The sequence below is a fragment of the Collinsella sp. TM06-3 genome (assembly GCF_003436395.1).
Classification (GTDB): domain Bacteria; phylum Actinomycetota; class Coriobacteriia; order Coriobacteriales; family Coriobacteriaceae; genus Collinsella.
Map to the genome: position 1 here is coordinate 19476 of NZ_QSPG01000002.1, position 19840 is coordinate 39315.

General features: G+C 58.4%; 19 protein-coding genes, 4 tRNA genes and 1 pseudogene. 13 read left to right on the plus strand and 11 right to left on the minus strand.

From position 1 onward, the window contains the following. Positions 1–519 precede the first annotated feature (519 nt). From DXD56_RS01145 to DXD56_RS01200, 12 genes and pseudogenes are all read left to right on the plus strand, one after another. Positions 520–601 (plus strand) — tRNA-Tyr (locus DXD56_RS01145). Between the two features lie 10 nt (positions 602–611). Further along, positions 612–687, plus strand: a tRNA-Thr gene (locus tag DXD56_RS01150). A gap of 3 nt (positions 688–690) precedes the next feature. Next, positions 691–767: transfer RNA gene (locus tag DXD56_RS01155), tRNA-Met, on the plus strand. Positions 768–863: 96 nt separating this feature from the next. After that, complete coding sequence (gene tuf / locus DXD56_RS01160) at positions 864–2054, plus strand: elongation factor Tu (RefSeq protein ID WP_089572520.1); 1191 nt, start codon at positions 864–866, stop codon at positions 2052–2054. A gap of 279 nt (positions 2055–2333) precedes the next feature. After that, positions 2334–2483: a 50S ribosomal protein L33 gene (gene rpmG, locus DXD56_RS01165; RefSeq protein WP_022093895.1), complete on the plus strand. Its 150-nt coding sequence runs from the start codon at positions 2334–2336 to the stop codon at positions 2481–2483. Between the two features lie 13 nt (positions 2484–2496). Beyond that, positions 2497–2572 (plus strand) — tRNA-Trp (locus DXD56_RS01170). A 76-nt stretch (positions 2573–2648) separates the two neighbouring features. Continuing rightward, complete coding sequence (gene secE, locus DXD56_RS01175) at positions 2649–2987, plus strand: preprotein translocase subunit SecE (protein WP_089572519.1); 339 nt, start codon at positions 2649–2651, stop codon at positions 2985–2987. Positions 2988–2990: 3 nt separating this feature from the next. Beyond that, positions 2991–3527, plus strand: a complete 537-nt coding sequence (gene nusG, locus DXD56_RS01180) for a transcription termination/antitermination protein NusG (protein WP_117639527.1) — start codon at positions 2991–2993, stop codon at positions 3525–3527. Positions 3528–3647: 120 nt separating this feature from the next. Beyond that, entirely contained in the window at positions 3648–4076 is a 429-nt protein-coding gene (gene rplK / locus DXD56_RS01185) for a 50S ribosomal protein L11 (RefSeq protein ID WP_022093893.1), read from the plus strand. A gap of 117 nt (positions 4077–4193) precedes the next feature. Beyond that, positions 4194–4901 carry a 50S ribosomal protein L1 gene (gene rplA, locus DXD56_RS01190; protein ID WP_089572518.1) on the plus strand — a complete coding sequence of 236 codons (708 nt, stop codon included), beginning with the start codon at positions 4194–4196 and terminating at the stop codon, positions 4899–4901. 463 nt (positions 4902–5364) lie between these two features. Further along, positions 5365–5931, plus strand: a pseudogene (locus DXD56_RS01195) (hypothetical protein). Then, positions 5855–6505 carry an isocitrate/isopropylmalate family dehydrogenase gene (locus DXD56_RS01200; protein ID WP_233502585.1) on the plus strand — a complete coding sequence of 217 codons (651 nt, stop codon included), beginning with the start codon at positions 5855–5857 and terminating at the stop codon, positions 6503–6505. Before DXD56_RS01195 ends, DXD56_RS01200 begins: the two are co-directional and overlap by 77 nt. A gap of 351 nt (positions 6506–6856) precedes the next feature. Here the strand turns inward: DXD56_RS01200 and DXD56_RS01205 are convergent, their stop codons facing one another. From DXD56_RS01205 to DXD56_RS01255, 11 genes are all read right to left on the minus strand, one after another. Further along, on the minus strand, positions 6857–7987 hold the full coding sequence (locus DXD56_RS01205) for a DUF4179 domain-containing protein (RefSeq protein ID WP_117639529.1): 1131 nt from the start codon (positions 7985–7987) through the stop codon (positions 6857–6859). After that, positions 7968–8528 (minus strand): RNA polymerase sigma factor, encoded by a 561-nt coding sequence (locus tag DXD56_RS01210; protein WP_117583099.1) that lies wholly within the window; start codon positions 8526–8528, stop codon positions 7968–7970. Before DXD56_RS01210 ends, DXD56_RS01205 begins: the two co-directional genes overlap by 20 nt. Positions 8529–8759: 231 nt before the next feature. After that, positions 8760–9470, minus strand: a complete 711-nt coding sequence (locus DXD56_RS01215; RefSeq protein WP_117639531.1) for a metallophosphoesterase — start codon at positions 9468–9470, stop codon at positions 8760–8762. Beyond that, entirely contained in the window at positions 9467–11386 is a 1920-nt protein-coding gene (locus tag DXD56_RS01220) for a BMP family ABC transporter substrate-binding protein (protein ID WP_117639533.1), read from the minus strand. The genes DXD56_RS01215 and DXD56_RS01220 overlap by 4 nt, the downstream gene beginning before the upstream one ends. 94 nt (positions 11387–11480) lie before the next feature. Continuing rightward, positions 11481–12248, minus strand: coding sequence for a mechanosensitive ion channel family protein (locus DXD56_RS01225; RefSeq protein ID WP_117639535.1), 768 nt, complete (start codon positions 12246–12248; stop codon positions 11481–11483). A gap of 149 nt (positions 12249–12397) precedes the next feature. Then, positions 12398–13192: an ABC transporter ATP-binding protein gene (locus DXD56_RS01230; protein WP_022093887.1), complete on the minus strand. Its 795-nt coding sequence runs from the start codon at positions 13190–13192 to the stop codon at positions 12398–12400. Beyond that, a complete protein-coding gene (locus DXD56_RS01235; protein ID WP_117639537.1) occupies positions 13185–14108 on the minus strand; it encodes an ABC transporter permease in 924 nt (307 codons plus the stop codon). Before DXD56_RS01235 ends, DXD56_RS01230 begins: the two co-directional genes overlap by 8 nt. A gap of 204 nt (positions 14109–14312) precedes the next feature. Beyond that, positions 14313–15293: an ABC transporter substrate-binding protein gene (locus tag DXD56_RS01240; RefSeq protein ID WP_117639539.1), complete on the minus strand. Its 981-nt coding sequence runs from the start codon at positions 15291–15293 to the stop codon at positions 14313–14315. A gap of 160 nt (positions 15294–15453) precedes the next feature. Next, a complete protein-coding gene (locus DXD56_RS01245; protein ID WP_117639541.1) occupies positions 15454–16236 on the minus strand; it encodes a hypothetical protein in 783 nt (260 codons plus the stop codon). Positions 16237–16494: 258 nt separating this feature from the next. Continuing rightward, a complete protein-coding gene (asnS, locus tag DXD56_RS01250; protein WP_117639543.1) occupies positions 16495–17898 on the minus strand; it encodes an asparagine--tRNA ligase in 1404 nt (467 codons plus the stop codon). A 181-nt stretch (positions 17899–18079) separates the two neighbouring features. Continuing rightward, positions 18080–18643: a PTS glucose transporter subunit IIA gene (locus DXD56_RS01255; RefSeq protein ID WP_233524900.1), complete on the minus strand. Its 564-nt coding sequence runs from the start codon at positions 18641–18643 to the stop codon at positions 18080–18082. Between the two features lie 244 nt (positions 18644–18887). Here DXD56_RS01255 and DXD56_RS01260 point away from each other — a divergent pair, with 244 nt between their 5' ends. Next, on the plus strand, positions 18888–19790 hold the full coding sequence (locus DXD56_RS01260; RefSeq protein WP_117639545.1) for an alpha/beta hydrolase: 903 nt from the start codon (positions 18888–18890) through the stop codon (positions 19788–19790). The last annotated feature ends 50 nt before the right edge of the window (positions 19791–19840 follow it).

The following is a 19840-nucleotide window of genomic DNA, read 5'->3' on the forward strand; positions in this document are numbered from 1 at the left end:
GGGGAGAAAATGTTCTCTATATGTTACAGATCGAGACAAAAGCCGTGTCGAGCTCGGCTGCCCCCCCCTGAGCGTGGATTATCGAACGTACGAGCGTGGAAAATCTCCCGCTTAGTGAATGATCGTGGATAATCCGCCACTTTGGCCTTGGGGGCACGCCAATAGTGGGAGATTGTCTACGCTCGATTTCAAACGGAAGAAAATCCACGCTCGAATCTGCCGCGGAAGCCCGATCTCGACCTATATATAGGTGCAAATAGGCTGTTATCGAAGTTCGATCCTGAAGGTGTACTCCACTACACCAAAGTGTTACCTTGGGAAACGTCACCGCTGTATCCAAAACCACCGTCCTTCACATCCAAACTCAACAAAACCGCAGGTCACGGCTATATAGATACGCCCGGAACCGTGTATCTAGAGGTTTTCGTTGACAGCCCCCAAGGTTGCATCGTATTATCTTTTTCGTTCGCGGGGGCGGCGGTCCAAAAGACCAAAGGACCTGCGGATACTTGAACGATTGGGAGTTTGCCCGAGTGGTTAATGGGGACGGGCTGTAAACCCGTTGGCTCTGCCTACATAGGTTCGAATCCTATAGCTCCCACCCGTCAAGTGCCTGTATAGCTCAGTCGGTAGAGCACTTCGTTGGTAACGAAGAGGTCACCAGTTCAAGTCTGGTTGCAGGCTCCATCCGGCGGTGTAGCTCAGTTGGTTAGAGCACACGGTTCATACCCGTGGCGTCACTGGTTCGAATCCAGTCACCGCTACCATAGGTAACACGGTGGCTTCTCAATAGTATGTTGAGAGGCCACTATGGTATAAAGGCAAAGTCCCGTCCGGGGACGACCTGTTAAGAGGAGGGCTTTATGGCCAAAGAGAAGTTTGAGCGCACTAAGCCGCATGTTAACATCGGCACCATTGGTCATGTCGACCACGGCAAGACCACGCTGACCGCTGCCATCACCAAGGTTCTCTCCGAGACCGAGGGCTGCAAGGCTGACTTCACTGCGTTCGAGAACATCGACAAGGCTCCCGAGGAGCGCGAGCGCGGCATTACGATCTCCGTCTCCCACGTCGAGTACGAGACCGCTTCCCGTCACTACGCTCACGTTGACTGCCCGGGCCACGCTGACTACGTCAAGAACATGATCTCCGGCGCTGCTCAGATGGACGGCGCTATCTTGGTCATCGCTGCTACCGACGGCCCCATGGCTCAGACTCGCGAGCACATCCTGCTCGCCCGTCAGGTCGGCGTTCCCTACATCGTCGTCTTCCTGAACAAGTGCGACATGGTCGACGATGACGAGCTTATCGACCTCGTCGAGATGGAGACCCGTGAGCTCCTCTCCGAGTACGATTTCCCCGGCGACGACATCCCCGTCATCCGTGGTTCCGCTCTGGGCGCTCTCGAGGGCGACGCCAAGTGGATGGACGCTATCCGCGAGCTCATGAACGCCGTCGACGAGTACATCCCGACGCCTGCTCGTAACAACGACCTCCCGTTCCTGATGGCCGTTGAGGACGTTATGACCATCTCCGGCCGTGGTACCGTTGCTACCGGCCGTGTCGAGCGCGGTGAGCTCAAGCTCAACGAGCCCGTCGAGATCGTCGGCATCAAGGATACCCAGAACACCGTCGTTACCGGTATCGAGATGTTCCGTAAGTCCATGGACTTCTGCGAGGCTGGCGACAACGTCGGTCTGCTGCTCCGCGGCATCAAGCGCGAGGACATCGAGCGCGGCCAGGTTCTCTGCAAGCCCGGTTCGGTTACCCCGCACACCAAGTTCACCGGTGAGATCTACGTTCTGACCAAGGAGGAGGGCGGCCGTCATACCCCGTTCTTCGATGGTTATCGTCCTCAGTTCTACTTCCGTACCACCGACGTTACCGGTACGGTCAAGCTCCCCGAGGGCACCGAGATGGCTATGCCTGGTGACCACATCACCATCGAGGGCGACCTCATCCACCCGATCGCCATGGAGGAGGGCCTGCGCTTCGCTATCCGCGAGGGTGGCCACACCGTCGGTTCGGGCATCGTCTCCACGATCATTGAGTAAATTAGCTCTTTGATATAGCTGACTTAGAGAACCCGGCACTTATTTGGGTGCCGGGTTCTTTTCTGCAATGGATATTGAGCCGTTGCTGGTGTCGAGAGGATCGATAATGGTCCTGGATGCACCGTCGATTAGATCTCGATGGCTTCATTGATGTGTTCCAAATATGAATGGATCCACCGAGAACCAATTGACTCGAGGTTTTCATTGACAGCACTTACGTGGAGCTGATAAAGTAACAACTCGTGCCCGTACGGGGCGGAAATGAAAGGTTCAGGATACATGCGTACTCTAGTTACTCTTGCGTGCACTGAGTGCAAGCGCCGCAACTATACGACCACCAAGAACAAGTCGACCATGCCTGATCGTATGGAGATCAAGAAGTATTGCCCCTGGTGCCGTCACCACACGCTGCACAAAGAGACTCGCTAGTCTCTAGTCATATACGCCAGTAGTTCAATTGGTAGAGCATCGGTCTCCAAAACCGAGTGTTGAGGGTTCGAGTCCTTCCTGGCGTGCCAGTCATTATTCCGTAAGCTCCCACTTGGGGGCTTACGGTTTACTCATGTATAAGCGCATTGCGCGGAGGTAACCCAAATGGCCAACAAGAAGAACAAGAAGAAGGCACAGCAGCAGGCGCCTGCCAACAACGCTGCCGCCAACTCCAAGGTTGAGGCCAAGAAGGCCGTTGCCAAGAAGAGCGAGAAGGCTGCGAAGTCTAAGAAGAACGAGAAGCCTGGTTTCTTCGCCCGCACCAAGAAGTATTTCGCTTCGGTGAAGTCCGAGATGAAGCGTGTCACGTGGCCCGATAAGAAGGAGCTCGTGAACTACTCGGTCGTCGTTTGCGCTTCTCTGATCGTCGTCGGCGTCGTCATCGCTCTGCTCGATGCTGGCTTTGGCGAGGCTCTTGCTCTGTTCTCTGGATTGAGGGGCTAAACCATGTCTAAGCGTTGGTACGTCGTTCACACTTACTCTGGATACGAGAACCGCGTTAAGTCCGATCTCGAGCATCGCATCGAGACTATGGGCATGCAGGACCGTATCTTTGATATCGAGATTCCTATGGAGCGCGTCACCGAGATTAAAGAGGGTGGCAAGCGTGAGACCAAGGATTCCAAGATCTTCCCGGGTTATGTCCTGGTCCGCATGGAGATGGATGACGATGCTTGGACGTGCGTTCGTAACACGCCTGGCGTCACCGGTTTCCTGGGCGGCAACGGCAAGCCCGCTCCGCTTTCCCGCGACGAGTACAACAAGATGACTCGTCGTCCCGGTAAGGGCGATTCGTCCAAGCGCACCTCGGTTGATATTCAGGTCGGCACGTCCGTCCGCGTCACCGATGGCCCGCTTACCGACTTTGATGGCAAGGTCTCCGAGGTTAACACCGAGGCTGGCAAGCTCAAGGTCACGCTGATGATCTTTGGCCGCGAGACGCCGGTCGAGCTCGACTTTAACCAGGTCGCTGTCATCGCTTAAGTTTTCGTACGTTCGCGCGAGCGTGCTTCTTCTGTGACTGCTCATCTCAGGAGTGCTTCTAACACGTGCGTGCTTACGATATAGCAAGTACTTCACACTCGTGATTCGAAAGGAATGACCATGGCTGAGAAGAAGGTTGCCAACGTCATTAAGCTCCAGATTCCTGCTGGTGCAGCTAACCCCGCTCCTCCCGTCGGCCCCGCCCTGGGCGCTGCTGGCGTGAACATCATGCAGTTCTGCCAGGCCTTTAACGCCGAGACGCAGGACAAGAAGGGCGACATCATCCCCGTTGAGATTTCTGTCTACGAGGACAAGTCCTTCTCCTTCATCACCAAGACCCCGCCGGCGGCTCACCTCATCAAGAAGGAGCTGAACCTCAAGTCTGGTTCCGCTAAGCCCCAGGCCGACAAGGTTGGTCAGCTCTCTCAGGAGCAGCTCACCAAGATCGCCGAGATCAAGATGCCGGACCTCAATGCCAACGACATTGACGCCGCCAAGAAGATCATCGCCGGTACCGCCCGTTCCATGGGCGTCACCATCGCTGAGTAGCGATTTCTTTAGGTAATGACGGGTGCTCCGACCGGGGCGCCCGTTATATGTGTGCAATAGGGCACACGATACGATGTGGGAGGGCTCACGCCCGTTTAACCACAGGAGGTAATGCACATGGCTAAGCATGGTAAGAGCTATAACGCCGCTGCCGAGAAGATCGACCGCGCCACGCTCTACACCCCCCTTCAGGCTGCCAAGCTCATCAAGGAGCTCGACACCGCCAAGTTCGACGAGACCGTCGAGGCCCACTTCCGTCTGGGCATCGATACTCGTAAGGCTGACCAGAACATCCGTGGTTCCATCTCCCTGCCTCACGGCACCGGCAAGACCGTTCGTGTTGCTGTCTTCGCCGAGGGCGAGAAGGCCCGCGAGGCCGAGGCTGCCGGCGCCGACATCATCGGTTCCGACGAGCTCGTCGCCCAGATCCAGAAGGGCGAGATCAACTTCGACGCCGCTATCGCTACGCCGAACATGATGGCCAAGGTTGGCCGCATTGGTAAGATCCTTGGTCCCCGTGGCCTCATGCCGAACCCCAAGCTCGGCACCGTGACCATGGACGTCGCCAAGATGGTCTCCGAGCTCAAGGCCGGCCGCGTTGAGTATCGCGCCGACCGCTACGGCATCTGCCACGTGCCCCTGGGCAAGAAGTCCTTCTCCGAGCAGCAGCTCGTCGAGAACTATGCTGCCCTGTACACCGAGATCCTGCGCGTCAAGCCCTCTTCTGCTAAGGGCAAGTACGTCAAGTCCATCTCCGTGTCTTCCACCATGGGCCCTGGCGTCAAGGTCGATCCCGCTATCCAGCGCGACTTCCTGGCTGAGTAACTAACAGTTACTGCCTGAGCAAAGCAAGCATTGCTAAAGAGACCCGGTTCTGCCTCGTGCAGGACCGGGTCTCTTGCTTTTGAGTCAACGAAACCACCACGAAGGGGACAGGCACCCTTGTGGTGGTTTTACTTGTGTTGTACTTTAGCGCGATGTAGTACTACCCGAGGCCGAAGGGAGCCCAACATGTTTAAGAACACGCAACAGCTCCTAGGCCTAGCGCTACTAGATTGGATAGCGCGCTAGGGTTGTAATCTCGCTATAACGATTTGTTGTACCCGGGTGCGCTATCGTCTGCCGCTTTCAGGCGTGATGAGCGACACGGGTATTTTTCTATCTCTAGGCCTTCTCTCTCCTGAAAGCCATCTGTCATAAAACGGTCAATCAGGAGGAACATATAAGCCGCAAAATCACAATCTTTGACGCCACCCTGTGCGACGGTGAGCAGTCGCCGGGCGCCAGCATGAATACCGAGGAAAAGCTCTTCATCGCCCGCCAGCTGGTGCGCATGAACGTGGACGTTATCGAGGCGGGCTTTCCCATCTCGAGTCCTGGTGACTTTCGCTCCGTACAGGAGATTGGCAAGATTGCGGGCGACCGATGCACGGTATGCGGCCTGACGCGCGCTGTCGACAGGGATATCGAAGTGGCTGCAGAGGCGCTCAAAACGGCCCAGAGGCCCCGTATCCATACAGGGCTGGGTGTGAGCACCAGTCACCTGCGCGACAAGCTCCATATGACTGAGGAAAGGGCAATTGAGTGAGCGATCCATGCCGTCAAACATGCTCGCAAGTTCGTTGACGATGTTGAGTTTTATGCCGAGGATGCCGGCCGCTCCGATCAGGAGTTTCTGGTGCGCATTATCGAGGCGGCCGTAAAGGCCGGTGCCACGGTCGTGAACATCCCCGATACGATGGGCTACAACATGCCGTGGGACTTTGGCGCCCGCATCCGTGACCTGCGCGGGCGCTGCGGGTGCGGCCGGTCAGCGTGCGGTCGACGTGATGGAGTATCGCGAGTACGAGATTGAGCGCATTGCGCGCCAGGCATTTGAGGCGGCGCGCAAACGTCGCGGCAAGGTGACGAGCGTTGATAAGCGCAACGTGCTGGAGACGAGCCGCATGTGGCGCGAGATCGTGCATCGCGTGCAAGACGAGGAGTACTCCGACGTGGAGCTTGAGGACCTGCTCGTCGACAACGCCGCCATGCAGCTCATCAGTCGACCGGCAGACTTTGACGTCGTGGTGACGGAGAACATGTTCGGCGACATCCTGTCCGATGAGGCGGCTCAGATTACCGGATCGCTCGGTATGCTTGCCTCTGCCTCGCTGGATGATGGCGTATCGCTGTTTGGGCCGAGCGCTGGCAGCGCTCCTGACATCGCGGGGCTCGGCGTGGCCAATCCGCTGGCTCAAATCTTGTCGGTGGCGATGCTGCTGACCTACGCGCTCGACATGGGCGAGCAAGCCGCGTGGATCGAGAGCGCCGTGGCGCGCGTGCTCGACGAGGGCTGGCGCACCCGTGACATCGCCGATGTCAACACCCCGGCAGATAAGATCCTCGGCACCACGACGATGGGCGACAAGGTCGTCGCCGCGCTGTAGGCGATGCCGATTCAAGCTGTCAAATATCTCAATCTGTAACATCTAAGGGGCAAAATCGTTCCTACCTGTTACAGATTGAGATTTTCGGCCGAGCATCCGTGGTCTGTCTCGATCTGTAACAGCTAACCGATTATTTGGGCCCTACCTGTTACAGATTGAGACAAACCGTTGGGACAGGTCGGACGAGTCAGCAAAACCACCACAAAGGTGCCGGTCCCCTTCGTGGTGGTTTTTAGCGCAACGAGGTGTTCCCAGCCGACCATACGGGCGGCCTTGCGCTCACGCTGCTCGATGACAGCGCATCTTTAGACGCGAAGTGCGGAACCGGGTGCATATACGAGCCGCGTAGCGTTACGAATTCATGGGAATGACCGTATCGCCAATTTGTACGCTTGCAATCTTGTCTGTGTCACAAACTTGCGAGAACGGCCAGGTCTTGTGGACATCAGTGGTGCCGTTATCCAGTTTATTTGCGAAATAGCCGCTGTGGCTGGTTGCGTCCTCAACATGACCGTCTTTGAACGTCACGATGAGGGGTATGTTGCCAACGGCATCCATAGACTCCTCCATGTTTTGAGACATCTTGCCGCTGTTGTTGTCGTGTTCGATGGAACGATCTATGTTGTAGCGGACTGAAACGCCAACGCAGGATACGGTGGCCTCTTGAATCGTCGCCTTGGTGCCGTTAAAGTTGACCGATTTGGGCGCGGGAATCGTAACGGATGTATCTTCGTAATTCAGCTGGAACTTAAGATCCCATGGGCCCGTAAGTATTTTCTTATACTCGGGAAGCTCTTTGCCAGCACGTGGCACAACGAGAGAGTTGATATGCGTGCGGACGGTCCTGCCCATAAGGCCGGGTGATTCAACGCTGAACTGTGCAAAGTATTGAATGCTGGAGTCATTGGGGTTCTTGTCAATGAGCCATGATTGGCCTTGGCCGCCATGCTCGCCATCAACGTATACGTTTCCATCGACACTTCCGGCGATAGTTCCGTTCTCGCCCGGCTCGGAAAGCTTTTTCAGGGCAGCGGGATCGTCGAACGTAAGCGTATAGGCGATGGTAACCATATCCTTGTCGCCCATGATGGCGTCGGCGGTCACGGTGACTCCGTTGTTGGAGCAGCTAGCACCGACGGGCCGGCCAATACGGTCGATGATCTCGGTTTGAGAAGCAGGTCCGTCAAAGATGTCGGAAAGCATGTCAGAAGGAAGCGGCAGGACGCCTGTTGCCATAGCCGTGCCAGCGCCTCCAATGACGATAGCGAGGACTGCCGTTACAGCGGCAATGCGAGCGACTGTTTTTACGGGATGGCGGGCGATGCGCGGCTTGCGTCGCGTGCCATTAAAGTTGCTTTGAGCGGTCGCCGCATCGCTTGAGGCGACGGACTGAGCAATCGAGTTTGCCATGTGCTGCTTCGCATTATCGGTAAACGAAATGTGCTCCAGGGCGTGGCGATAGTCATTCGAATTCGTAGTCATTGTGGTCTCCTTTCAAGGAAAGCCGAAGTGACGCACGTCCGCGGCTAAGGTGCTGGGCGGTTGCAGCTGGCGTCGCGTGAACGGCGTCTGCGATTTCCCTGATGCTCATGCCTGCGTAGTAGTGCAAAAAGATGGCGATGCGCTGTGCTTGAGGCAGGGCCGTGACAGCGGAAAGAATGGCGCAGTCGCGTTGCGCGAATTCTTGCTCGGTATGTGTTACGGGTGCGCAGAAATCGGGGAGCGAATCGAGGTCGACAACCGGGTGATTCGCGTGCGTACGGCCGATATCGCGACATGCGTTCAGTGCGACTCGGATCACCCAAGCACGTTCGTGTTCGAGCGAGTCGAACGGTTGAGTGCGTTGGAGAATCTTGATCAGCGTGTCCTGGCAGATGTCTTGAGCGTCGTCAGCGGATCCAAGGGCCGAATAGCACAATCGAAGGATGAGGTCGGAATACGTGTCGACCAAGCGCTTTGCTTCCCGCTCGATCTGATCGGCATCGCATCGGAGCGTGCTATTGCGGTTACGGCGTGCAGGCATAGTGTCACCTCCAATTGGTCGTGGTGGATATAGGGAAGGCGTCTCGCGAGGTCCCTCTACATACAACACGGTCGAGACTGCATAAGTTGACAAAAAAGACGGCACGTGAGCGCCGTCCTTACAAAACAATGAGTGTTCTCGTTAATTACACAAGCACCGTGATGGACAGGTCGGACGAGTCAGCAAAACCACCATAAAGGTGCCTATCCCCTTCGTGGTGGTTGTTGGCAGTTACCAGGGGGTTCTGGCGGTTGAAGACTCGATTGCTTCGTGGCGTTTGAGCTCGCGGCGCATGGTTTGCGAGTTGAGCCAAGCGGCCTTCCAACCGCGCGTGGGGTAGCGCGCCTCGTCAATTTCGATCTTGGTATAGCCGCAGGCGTTGACAATCTTCGTTCCGCATGGGTGTTGGCGCTCGCGTTGAAAGTTGGGGCCGTAGCTTTGGTGCACATGCCCGTGAATCATATAGTCGGGACCCCAAGACTCAAGAGCCGCATTAAAGCACTCGAATCCTCGATGCGGCAGGTCGTCCAGGTCGCCCATGCCTGCGACGGGTGCATGGGTAAGTAGAATATCGCATCCGTCTACCAGTGCGATTTTTCGCGATAGCTTGCGCATGCGTTTTGCCATCTCGCGCTCGGTATACATGTTCGCGCCGTCGCGGTAGCGCATGGAACCGCCCAGACCCGCAATGCGAATACCTCGGTACACATATACGCTGTCCTCAACACAAATGCACCCGCCCGGTGCATGGCGCGCGTAGCGGTCGTCGTGGTTGCCACGAACGTACACAAGCGGTTTGTTGATGACAGTGACCAAAAACTCAAGATAGTCCGGATCCAGGTCGCCTGCGGATAGAATCAGGTCAACGTCCTCAAAGCGCTCCTTGCGAAAACATTCCCACAGGCAGCGCTCCTCTACATCGGCAATGGCTAGGATATTCATAGGGCACGGACCTCCGGCTCGTTATCGAGCTGCGGAATCGAGCCTATAACGTTGTCAGCCAGCCAGTTCATCTCGACAATCTGCGTACTCGGCAGGGGAGGGAAGCCCTCAATCTGAACCACGCCGTCCTGGCTGTGGAGCTCGCCGCCAAATGGGTTGATGGAGCCCTCGACAATGCCGTTGCGAAGCAGCTGCACAAGTTTACGCGTCTGATAGGGTAGGCCCGGAGCGTAGCGAATATCGATAACGCCCGAGCTCATGCCGTACCAGTAGTTGACGGCACGAACCTGGCTGGCGTCACTGGTCTCATCCCAGGTGCCATGCAGCAGGCTTCGCACGATAAGCTCGTAGTATCGGCCCCAGTTCCATACCGGCATGGCAATGCCGGTAACCTTGCCATCGACCAGGCGGTGAAGTCCGTAGGCCGTGGGGTCTTCGAGCGACTTTGACATGTCGGCGCCGGTCATGACGCTTACACCTTCGCGGCACATGGCCTCGGCAAGGCCTCCGGCGGGCACATCGCCCCAGGTCAGGATAATTTGCGCACGGGGGTCGAGCAGCGAGGCGCCAATCGCAAAGGCGTTGATTTCGCTCAGCGCGCCCGAGGCGAAGACCGACGCATGGTAGCCAATACGGTGGTTGTCGGCCATGCTGGCGGCAAGGGCGCCCAGTAGGAACTTGGCCTCGTACATCTTTCCAAAGTACGAGCGGACGCTTTGGTGGGGAAGGCCGATTGAGCAGTTAAGGAACCGCACCTGGGGATACTCGACTGACGCCCTGAGCGTGTATTCCATGAGCCGGTGTGAGGTCGAGAAGATGACGTTCGCCCCGTGCTTTACGGCTGTCTCGACGGCGGCGTAGAACACGTCCGAATCGTGGCAGTCCTCGAACGCCTCGGTGCGCACGATGCCGCCAAAGTGCTCATCAAGATACCGGCGGCCCTGGTCGTGTAGACTGTCCCAGCTCGACGTGGCACAGGGAAACTCGTGGATAAAGGCGATTCGCATGGGATTGGCAGTGGAGTAGACGGTCTTGCTCATAAAGAAGTTGAGCACGCCCGAGGTAGCTTTTGTCGGTGCGCCCTCTTTCTCGTTGGGCTGCGGCGCTTCGACAAGATCGACTTTGTCCTCGTCGCTTTTGCCGGCAATGACAAGCTCGCGCCAAATCTTGCACAGACGGTTGACGACGATATCCGTCGGCGTATCCAGCAGACGGTCCTGGTTGTACACATTGAGGTAGACGAGCATGGCATCGGCAGGCGTAATGTCCAAGTGGTCGCCGCCCGCGCGAAGATAGGCGCGCTTAAAGAGCAGGAAGGTGTGACGTAGGTAGTCGACCTTCTTTTGAGGCCATTTTTCGACAAGATCTTGGCCGAGCATTTTGGCAAGCATCTCGTAGCTGCCCTCGCGCGAAAACTCAATCTCGTACAGGGGGCATACGTACCAAAAGGCGCAAAACTCACCGTACAGGCGGCTCTCGACGGAATCCCACTTACCGGGGTACAGACGCGTCACCTTGGCCGAAACCGTCGGAGCGTCAAGGAATTTGAGGACGCTGACACGCTTGTTGCCCTCTTGGACGTAAAAGCGGTGCATGAACTCGGTGACGATGATGGGGTCGCGGTAGCCCTTGGAGATTTGGATATCGTAGAGGTTGGACCATTTGCGGGCGAATTCGGTATTCCAGGGGAGCAGCGGCATAAAGTTACACGAAAAGGCGGACTGGCGACCTTTGGTAACCGTGCCGACGACCATTTCGAGCGGAATGTCCCGCAGGCCGATGTTCTCGCGCTGCCCGCAGGGAAGCTGGGCGACCAAGCTGTCGAGGTCCGTAAGATATGGATGCTCGCTTTGGCTGATGGCGCGACGGCGTCCCTGTTCGCCGCGCTTGCGCGCTTGACGATAGGCCTCTTCCATGGTGTCTACTCCCTTAGTCGTTTAAACAACGATATGAACCATGGTACCACGATGCGAAACCACCACAAAGGTGCCTGTCCCCTTTGCGGTGGTTTTAGGCGATGATGGGGGCGATGGCGCGGATGCAGGCGTCGGCTGCCGTAAAGGTGGTGCTGTCGTCACTGACGATAAAGATGATCTTGCCCTTAATGCCAAAGTCGCCGATCTCGCTAAAGAGCACATACGGCTCCTTGTCAAAACCCGAGATGGGCGAGACAGCCGTTTTAGTGGCGCTGGTCAGCTCGTCTGCCAGTGCGTCGAGCGAAGCCCATTTTGAGGGGTCTTTCACCGCGACGGGGACGGCTACGCGCCCAAAGGGCATCAAATGCACGAGCGTGTTCTTGGAGATGTTGGAGTTGGGGACGATGATAGTCTGCCCGCAGGCATCTTCGATGGTCGTGTGGCGCCAGGTGATGTCCTGGACCACGCCTGATACGCCACCGACCTCGATGTTGTCGCCAGGCTTGATGATGCCCATAAAGGTCACCTGCATGCCGCCGATAAGGTTTGACAGCGTATCCTGAAAGCCCAGCGAGATGGCGATGCCGCCGACGCCAAGAGCGGCGACGAGCGCGTTTGCGTTAATGCCAAAACAGTTGTCGAGGATAAAGCTGCCGCCGATCATCCAGATGACGGCGCGCGCGATGTTGATGAAGATACTCGATGCCGGAAGCGGGTTATCGTCTCGGTTAAGCAGATGATGCAGGGTCTTGGATGCAACCTTGGCGGCGACGGCGGTGCCTATCGCCAAGATGACGGCCCAGATGATGTTGTGGACCCACCGTTGCTCAAAAAAATGAAGAATCGGCTCAAACAATTCCATGTAGGGAAAACCTCCTAATGATCATTCAACCATGATACCCACCAAAAAGCCCGTCCGATCAAATTCGGACGGGCTTCTGCGCTCGATATAAGGGTTAACGAAAACCACCACAAAGGTGCCTGTCCCCTTTGTGGTGGTTTTCTAGGTCGTTAGCTCAGCAGCATGCGGTCGTTGGCGAGCTCGCCGCCCGAGACCTCCTCGAACTTCTGCAGCAGGTCGGCCACGGTGAGCGATTTCTTCTCATCGCCCGCCACGTCGTAGATTACGTGGCCCTCGTGCATCATGATCAGACGATTGCCCAGACGGATGGCGTCGTTCATGTTGTGCGTGACCATGAGCGTGGTCAGGTGGTTCTCGTCGACAATCTCCTCGGTCAGATTGAGCACCTTAGAGGCCGTCTTGGGGTCGAGGGCCGCGGTGTGCTCGTCGAGCAGCAGCAGGCGCGGCTTGGTGAGCGTTGCCATGAGCAGGGTGAGTGCCTGGCGCTGGCCACCCGAAAGCAGGCCGACCTTGGCGTTGAGGCGCGTGTCCAGACCAAGGTCCAGGCGCTTGAGCAGCTCAACGTACTCGTCCTTCTCGGCCTTGGTGACGCCCCACGAAAGACCGCGACGCTGGCCGCGGCGCTTGGCGAGGGCCAGGTTCTCGGCGATCTGCATGTCGGCTGCGGTGCCGCGCATGGGGTCCTGGAACACGCGGCCCAGGTACTTGGCACGCTGCGACTCGCTCAGGCGCGAGATATCGGTGCCGTCGAGCTCGATAACGCCCGAATCGAGCGGATATACGCCGGCGATCATGTTGAGCAGCGTGGATTTGCCGGCGCCGTTGCCGCCGATTACGGTTACAAAGTCGCCATCGTTGAGGGTAAGGTCGACGCCGGTAAGAGCACGCTTCTCGGTGACGGTGCCCTTGTTAAAGGTCTTCTTGACGTGTGAGAGCTTAAGCATCTGCCTCATCCCCCTTCGTGTAGGAGCTGCGGAGCTTATAGCGCTCCCAAACCACGGGCACGCACAGGGCCACGGCGACGATTACGGCGGAGAGCAGCTTCATGTCGTTGGCGTCCATGCCCAACTGCAGCACGATGGCGCGGATAAGGAAGTACACTACGGAGCCAAAAACGGCGGAGGCAAGACGGACACTAAACTGCGTGAGACCGCCGGGCAGCAGGCGGCCGAGCACCTCGCCGATAACAATGGCGGCAAGACCGATAACGATGGCACCAGTGCCCATGCCAATGTCGGCGTACTTCTGGCTCTGGCAGATGAGCGCGCCCGAAAGGCCAATGAGGGCGTTGGAGAGCACGAGGGCAATCATCTTGGTGGAGTTGGTGTTGACGCCCAGAGCGCGGATCATGTATTCGTTGTTGCCGGTGGCGCGCAGTGCCGAGCCGATCTCGGTGCCAAAGAACCAATACAGGATGGCGACGATAGCCACAGCGAGCAAGATGCCCAGGATGATGGCGACGGTGGACTGCGGCAGGCCCGTCATGTTGCTGACAGACGAGAAGATGGTGCCCTTGGCAAGGATGGGCGTATTGGATTTGCCCATGATGCGCAGGTTGATGGACCACAGGCTGATCTGGGTGAGGATTCCGGCGAGGATCGCGGGAATCTCAAAGACGGTGGTCAAAATGCCCGTGATGGCGCCCGCGATGGCACCGGCACACATGCCGGCCAAAACAGCGAGCAGCGGGTCGACATTATTATTGACGATGAGCACGGCGCAGACGCAGCCGCCGAGGGCAAAGCTGCCGTCGCAGGTCATATCGGGGATGTCGAGCAGGCGGAACGTGATAAACACGCCAAGCACCATAATGCCCCAGAGGACGCCCTGCGAAACGGCGCCCTGCAATGCAATAAGCATGCTTCATACCTCCTAGGATAGGGTGGACACGTGAGTCACCATGATAGCGGTAACAATGCATAAAAGAGCTGCGGCCGGATGTTTTGTCTCATCCGTAACAAGCAGGGCGAACGCCGGTCTTTGGCGTTCGCCCCTGTGGCTCACATATTGAATAACACGGCAACGGCACGAGTGCGTGCCCTAGACGCGCTACCGCGCATGGCGTTACTCGTCCAGAGCGGAAAGATCGATGCCCAGAGCCTCGGCCATCTCGTCGTTCTTGACGACGACCAGGTCCTTGCTCGAGAGATGCTTGATCGGCATATCCTCGGGCTTGGCCTCGCCCTTCAAAATCTTGACGGCCATCTCGCCCGCGGCGTAGCCCAGGTCCTCATAGTTGATGGAGAGAGTGAACAGGCCGCCAGCCATGCACATACCCTCCTCGCCGGTCACGTAGGGAAGCTTGTTCTCCTTGCAGATCTGGCCCACCTGCGAGGCGCCCGCGGCGATGGTGTTATCGGTGGGGGAGTACAGCGCGTCGACCTTGCCCACGGCAGATTCGACGACGGACTGGATCTCGTTGGAGCTCGAGACGGTGAAGTCGGTGTACTCCAGGCCCAGCTTGTCGAGTTCCTTCTTGGCGGCCTTGATCTGGACGTCGGAGTTGGACTCGGCGGTGCAGTAGAGCAGGCCGACCTTCTTTACGTCGGGCAGGACCTTCTGCATCATCTCGAGCTGCTCGGCGACCGGGGTGAGGTCGGAGGCGCCGGTGACGTTGGTGCCGGGCTTGTCGTTGTCCTGGACCAGGCCCGAGGCAGCGTAGTCGGTGATGGCGCAGCCCACGATGGGGATATCGGCGGTGGCGCCGGCGGCGGCCTGCGCGGCGGGCGTAGCGATGGCATAGATCAGGTCGACGCCATCGCCCACGAACTTGTCGGCGATGGACTTACACGTGGACTGGTCGTTCTGGGCGTTCTTCTGATCGATCTTGACCTTAAGACCGCTCTTCTTGATGGCCTTGACAAAGCCGTCGTTGGCGGCGTCGAGTGCGGAGTGCTCGGTGAGCTGCAGAACGCCGACGGTGTAGTCGGAACCGGCGGCAGCAGAGCCGGAACCAGAGTTGCCGCCGCATCCGGCGAGCGGAGCGAGCGCGAGCAGGCCAGCAGAGACCAGAAGGCTCCTGCGGCTGATGGTGATATCCTTCATATCGTTACCCCCAGTATAGAAATGGCTGGAAACACTGCACTCAAACAAAGTGCAAGTGGAACTATAGTAGCGCGGATGTCCATTTTTACAATAACCTGGCGGGTTTTTTAATACAGAACCGGATGGGCGGTACGGGTAGTCGAATGGACGGCGGAGGTTCTTATGCGGCGGAGGCGTTCTCATCGTCTAGCGCGGCAAAGAGTTTTTTGCCGTCGAGCAAGCGCGTGCTGACGTTTTTCATGCGGCCGATCTCTACGGTACGCAACGTGTCATCGGCGCCTCGGGCGTCATAGACCGTTCCCAGCAAATACGAGATGCCGTCTCGTTGCTTGATGGCAAAGGGCCGGACCGTCATCCGCACCACCTCGGTTTCGCCTCGGGTCAGGACGTTTGAGATATCAAAGCTGACAGTTGTTCCGTGGTCGATGGCCTGCTCGATGAGCTCGCAGGTGTCGATGCGCTTGACGGGCGTGCGCGTGGCCTTGGTGGATTTGCTGCCGGCACTTGGAGCAGGCTCGGGTGCATCGAGGTAGCCGCGAACGTCGGCGCTCGCCATAGCGACCAAGTGCTGCGCCATGCTTTTTCGAATGGCGATGGGCGTAGAGCGGTTGCGCATGACCATGCCGTGGAGCCGGATGATTTCCTCGTCGGTGAGCGGGCGGGTCAAGAGCCGATACCCCACGCCGCGCTTGTACTCAATTTCGTATCCGGCATGGCGAAGTGCGGAGATGGCGGTGTAGATGCTGCGCCGCGCCGCCGAGATGGGCATGCGGGCGGGGTCGTCGGGATGGGCGAGGCGCCGGATCAACTCATCGGAAAGCATGGCCTTGTCCTCGCCGGTGTTCTCGCTTAATAGTTGCAGGATGCGAACGGCGCGATAGGCAGCCATCGAGGCGGCGCCTCTCGTTGTGGTGTCGTAGGTTTCAACAGCGGCTTCGGTCATGGCGCCCACGTCCTTTCCGTTTTGGGTGGCGACGGTATGGAGCCTAGGGCGCGGGGTTTTCCCAGGGGCGCAGGGCGCTCTGGGCGGTCGGTAGTCGTCGGCAAACGGCAGTTCGAGTTTTCAACAGCCCTGCTCGACTGACCAAAAACTTGCCAAAAGTTTGACGGATGCTGTTGAAAAAAGCGTCTCTCGACCGATGTCGAGAGACGCTTGTGCGATGAGCGTTGGCGTGTGGCGACGCGAGCTAGCGTCCGACGATTAGAAGTCGGCGTTGCCCACGGTGCGCGGGTGCGGCAGGACGTCGCGGATGTTGCCCACGCCGGTCAGATACATGACCAGGCGCTCGAAGCCCAAGCCATAGCCGGCGTGCTTGCAGGAACCGTAGCGGCGCAGGTCCAGATAGTACTTGTACTGCTCGGGATTCATGCCCAGGTCCTTGATACGGGCCTCGAGCAGGTCTAGGCGCTCCTCGCGCTGGGAGCCGCCGATAATCTCGCCGATGCCCGGCACCAGGCAGTCGGCGGCGGCGACGGTCTTGCCGTCCTCGTTCATGCGCATGTAGAACGCCTTGATCTCGGCCGGGTAGTCGGTCACGAAGGTCGGGCGCTTAAAGTGCTCCTCGGTCAGGAAACGCTCGTGCTCGGTCTGCAGGTCGATGCCCCAGCTGACGGGGTAATCGAACTTGTGGCCGGCGGCGACGGCCTGCTCCAAGATCTCGACGGCCTCGGTGTAGGTGACGCGGGCAAAATCGGAGTTTGCCACGTGGTTCAGGCGCTCGATCAGGCCCTTGTCCACAAACTTGTTGAGCATGTTGAGCTCATCGGGGCAGGTGGCCATAACGTCCTTAAGGACATACTTGAGCATGGCCTCGGCATTGTCCATGTAGTCGTTGAGGTCGGCAAAGGCCATCTCGGGCTCGATCATCCAAAACTCGGCGGCGTGGCGCGTGGTGTTGGAGTTTTCGGCGCGGAAGGTGGGGCCAAAGGTGTACACGTCGCCAAAGGCCATGGCAAAGTTCTCGGCATTGAGCTGGCCGGACACGGTAAGGCTCGCGTGCTTGCCAAAGAAGTCCTGGCTCCAGTCGACCTCGCCGGCCTCGGTGAGGGGCGGATTTTTGGGGTCGAGCGTGGTCACGCGGAACATCTCGCCGGCGCCCTCGCAGTCACTCGTGGTGATGATGGGGGTGTTGACGTAGACAAAGCCCTGCTCCTGGAAGAAGCGGTGGATGGCGGCAGCCGCGACAGAGCGGATGCGGAACACGGCACGGAATAGGTTGGTGCGCGGGCGCAGGTGCTGCTGGGTGCGCAGGAACTCGACGGTTGCGCGCTTCTTCTGCAGCGGGTAATCCGGGGCGCTGACGCCCTCGACCTCGATGGAGGTGGCAGAAAGCTCGAAAGGCTGGGGCGCATCGGGGGTCAGCTTGACGGTGCCGGTGCAGATGAGGGCGGCCGAGACGTTTTGGTGGGCGATCTCGTCGTAGTTGTCGAGCGCCTCGCGGTTCATGACGACCTGCAGGTCGCGGAAGCAGCTGCCGTCGTTGAGCGTAACAAAGCCAAAGTTCTTCATGTCGCGGACGGACTTGACCCAGCCGGCGACGGTGACAGTCTGGCCGCCGAGCGACTCGGCATCGGCGTAGAGCTGCGCGATTTTGGTGCGGTTCACGTATCCTCCCATAACGGTTGAATGATAGTTATCCATACAGTTCGATATTCTAGCAGCTCGGCTCATTTGGGCTATACAGATAAGGCATTGGCGGGATGGTTTTTCAAACGAAAAGCGCCCGCGGCCAAATGGTCGCGGGCGCTTGACGAGGTGCCTTTTGGCTGTGTGGCGCGGGGCCTGGCTACTTGGTCTTGGCAACCAGCAGCGGGTCGCCAAGCTTGACGAGCGGGTTGCCGCCGATAAGCGTTCCAGACTCGCCGACATGGTCGATGCTCTTAAGACGATCGAGCTCGGAGACGATGACGGTCACGATGTCCTCGTGACCGGCGGCCTTGATGGCCTCGCGGTCGAAGCTGATGAGCGGCTGGCCTGCCTTGACCACATCGCCCATCTCGACAAAGCGGGCAAAACCTTTGCCGTTCATTTCCACGGTGCCCAGGCCGACATGGATGAACACGCGCAGGCCGTCTTCGGTAATCATGCCGATGGAGTGGTTGGTGACGGTGGTGGCACCGATGCGGCCGTTGGCGGGCGCATAGATGGTGCCGGTAATGGGCTCGATGCCATAGCCCTGGCCAAGCATGCCCGAGGCGATCGTCTCGTCAGGGACCTCGTCCAGGTTGACGAGCACGCCGTTGACGGGGGCATAGATGACGCCTTCGCGGGTGGCGAAGCTTGCTGCGGGCGGAACGGACGCCTCGCCCGTCGAGGTGAAGGTGGACTTAAACGAATCGAGCAGACCCATAGTTGCCTCCAACTTAAATAGGCGCATATCGCGCGCTTGGTTTGCCGGAAACGTTTCATATATGTTTCGCGGCTTGGTCAACGCCCCCTATTTTACGCTGCTCAGCGATACCTCTGAGCTGGGATTATGTGATATATCAGTTGAAGGGAAACTTATTGCTGGAGTGTTTCTGCGCCACGGGTTCAAGTGGGGTACGCTTGAAGGCGAAAAACAAGGGCGCATAATTTGCGCGAAGGGAGCCCATATGATTGTCGAGAACCATGCGCTGTGGGGCGAGGAACCGACCGAGGAATATCCGGCGACGTTTACGTATTTGGGTGCCGAGCCGCTGCCCGATAAGCCGAATGGCCGCCGCCCTGCTGTGATTATCTGCGGCGGAGGTGCGTTTACGCATATCGCTCTGCATGAGCAGGATCCCGTGGCGTTTGCGTTTTTGGATCACGGTTACCAGGCCTTTGTGCTCAACTATGTCACGAGTGACACGGGCGATGTGAGCTTTCCGCACCCGCAGGCAGACCTTGCCAAGATGGTCACCACGGTGCGCGCCAACGCCGACGAGTGGCATGTCGATCCCAAGCGCGTGTGCGTCGTGGGGTTCTCGGCGGGCGGCATGATCTGCGCTTCGCTGGCAACGCAATGGAAGACTGGTCCCTTCGCGGGCCTGGCAGGGGCGCGTCCGGACGACATTCGTCCCGATGCCGTGGTGCTGGGCTATCCGCTGCTCGACTTTGCCTATGTGCGCGACATGCAGACGCGCGACCCGCGCATCGACCTGCGCGTGCCCAAGACGGGCGGCAAGACGGGGCGCGATCTGCTCAACGACTACCTGTCGATGGTGACGGGTGACGAGGCAACTGACGAGCATCTGGCCGACATCTGCCCCACCACACACGTTTCGCGCCAGATGCCCCCGACCTTTGTGTGGGGCGTGTCCGACGATAAAACGGCGCCGATCGCGCAGGTCTATCCGTTTGCGCAGCGCATGGCCGAGGAAGGCGTCGTATGCGAGATGCACGTCTTTGACCAAGGTGGTCACGGCCTTTCGCTCGGCAACGCCAACACCGCGGTCGACAACGAGGACAAGCAGGTGGCGGTCCGTCCTTGGATTCGCCTAGCCTTCCGCTTCCTGGAACGCCACGGGTTTTAGTTACGGCGTTTTACCAAACGCCGTAACCACTCGACGCTGCAAGCCCGCCA

What these genes read in the sequence shown, in the direction of transcription:
- tuf (WP_089572520.1), top strand. Translation starts at nt 864, where the DNA reads ATGGCCAAAGAGAAGTTTGAGCGCACTAAGCCGCATGTTAACATCGGC.
- DXD56_RS01235 (WP_117639537.1), bottom strand. Translation starts at nt 14,108, where the DNA reads ATGCTTATTGCATTGCAGGGCGCCGTTTCGCAGGGCGTCCTCTGGGGC.
- DXD56_RS01255 (WP_233524900.1), bottom strand. Translation starts at nt 18,643, where the DNA reads ATGGGTCTGCTCGATTCGTTTAAGTCCACCTTCACCTCGACGGGCGAG.
- nusG (WP_117639527.1), top strand. Translation starts at nt 2,991, where the DNA reads ATGTCTAAGCGTTGGTACGTCGTTCACACTTACTCTGGATACGAGAAC.
- secE (WP_089572519.1), top strand. Translation starts at nt 2,649, where the DNA reads ATGGCCAACAAGAAGAACAAGAAGAAGGCACAGCAGCAGGCGCCTGCC.
- DXD56_RS01230 (WP_022093887.1), bottom strand. Translation starts at nt 13,192, where the DNA reads ATGCTTAAGCTCTCACACGTCAAGAAGACCTTTAACAAGGGCACCGTC.
- rpmG (WP_022093895.1), top strand. Translation starts at nt 2,334, where the DNA reads ATGCGTACTCTAGTTACTCTTGCGTGCACTGAGTGCAAGCGCCGCAAC.
- rplK (WP_022093893.1), top strand. Translation starts at nt 3,648, where the DNA reads ATGGCTGAGAAGAAGGTTGCCAACGTCATTAAGCTCCAGATTCCTGCT.
- DXD56_RS01245 (WP_117639541.1), bottom strand. Translation starts at nt 16,236, where the DNA reads ATGACCGAAGCCGCTGTTGAAACCTACGACACCACAACGAGAGGCGCC.
- DXD56_RS01240 (WP_117639539.1), bottom strand. Translation starts at nt 15,293, where the DNA reads ATGAAGGATATCACCATCAGCCGCAGGAGCCTTCTGGTCTCTGCTGGC.
- DXD56_RS01205 (WP_117639529.1), bottom strand. Translation starts at nt 7,987, where the DNA reads ATGACTACGAATTCGAATGACTATCGCCACGCCCTGGAGCACATTTCG.
- DXD56_RS01220 (WP_117639533.1), bottom strand. Translation starts at nt 11,386, where the DNA reads ATGGAAGAGGCCTATCGTCAAGCGCGCAAGCGCGGCGAACAGGGACGC.
- DXD56_RS01210 (WP_117583099.1), bottom strand. Translation starts at nt 8,528, where the DNA reads ATGCCTGCACGCCGTAACCGCAATAGCACGCTCCGATGCGATGCCGAT.
- DXD56_RS01225 (WP_117639535.1), bottom strand. Translation starts at nt 12,248, where the DNA reads ATGGAATTGTTTGAGCCGATTCTTCATTTTTTTGAGCAACGGTGGGTC.
- DXD56_RS01215 (WP_117639531.1), bottom strand. Translation starts at nt 9,470, where the DNA reads ATGAATATCCTAGCCATTGCCGATGTAGAGGAGCGCTGCCTGTGGGAA.
- rplA (WP_089572518.1), top strand. Translation starts at nt 4,194, where the DNA reads ATGGCTAAGCATGGTAAGAGCTATAACGCCGCTGCCGAGAAGATCGAC.
- DXD56_RS01260 (WP_117639545.1), top strand. Translation starts at nt 18,888, where the DNA reads ATGATTGTCGAGAACCATGCGCTGTGGGGCGAGGAACCGACCGAGGAA.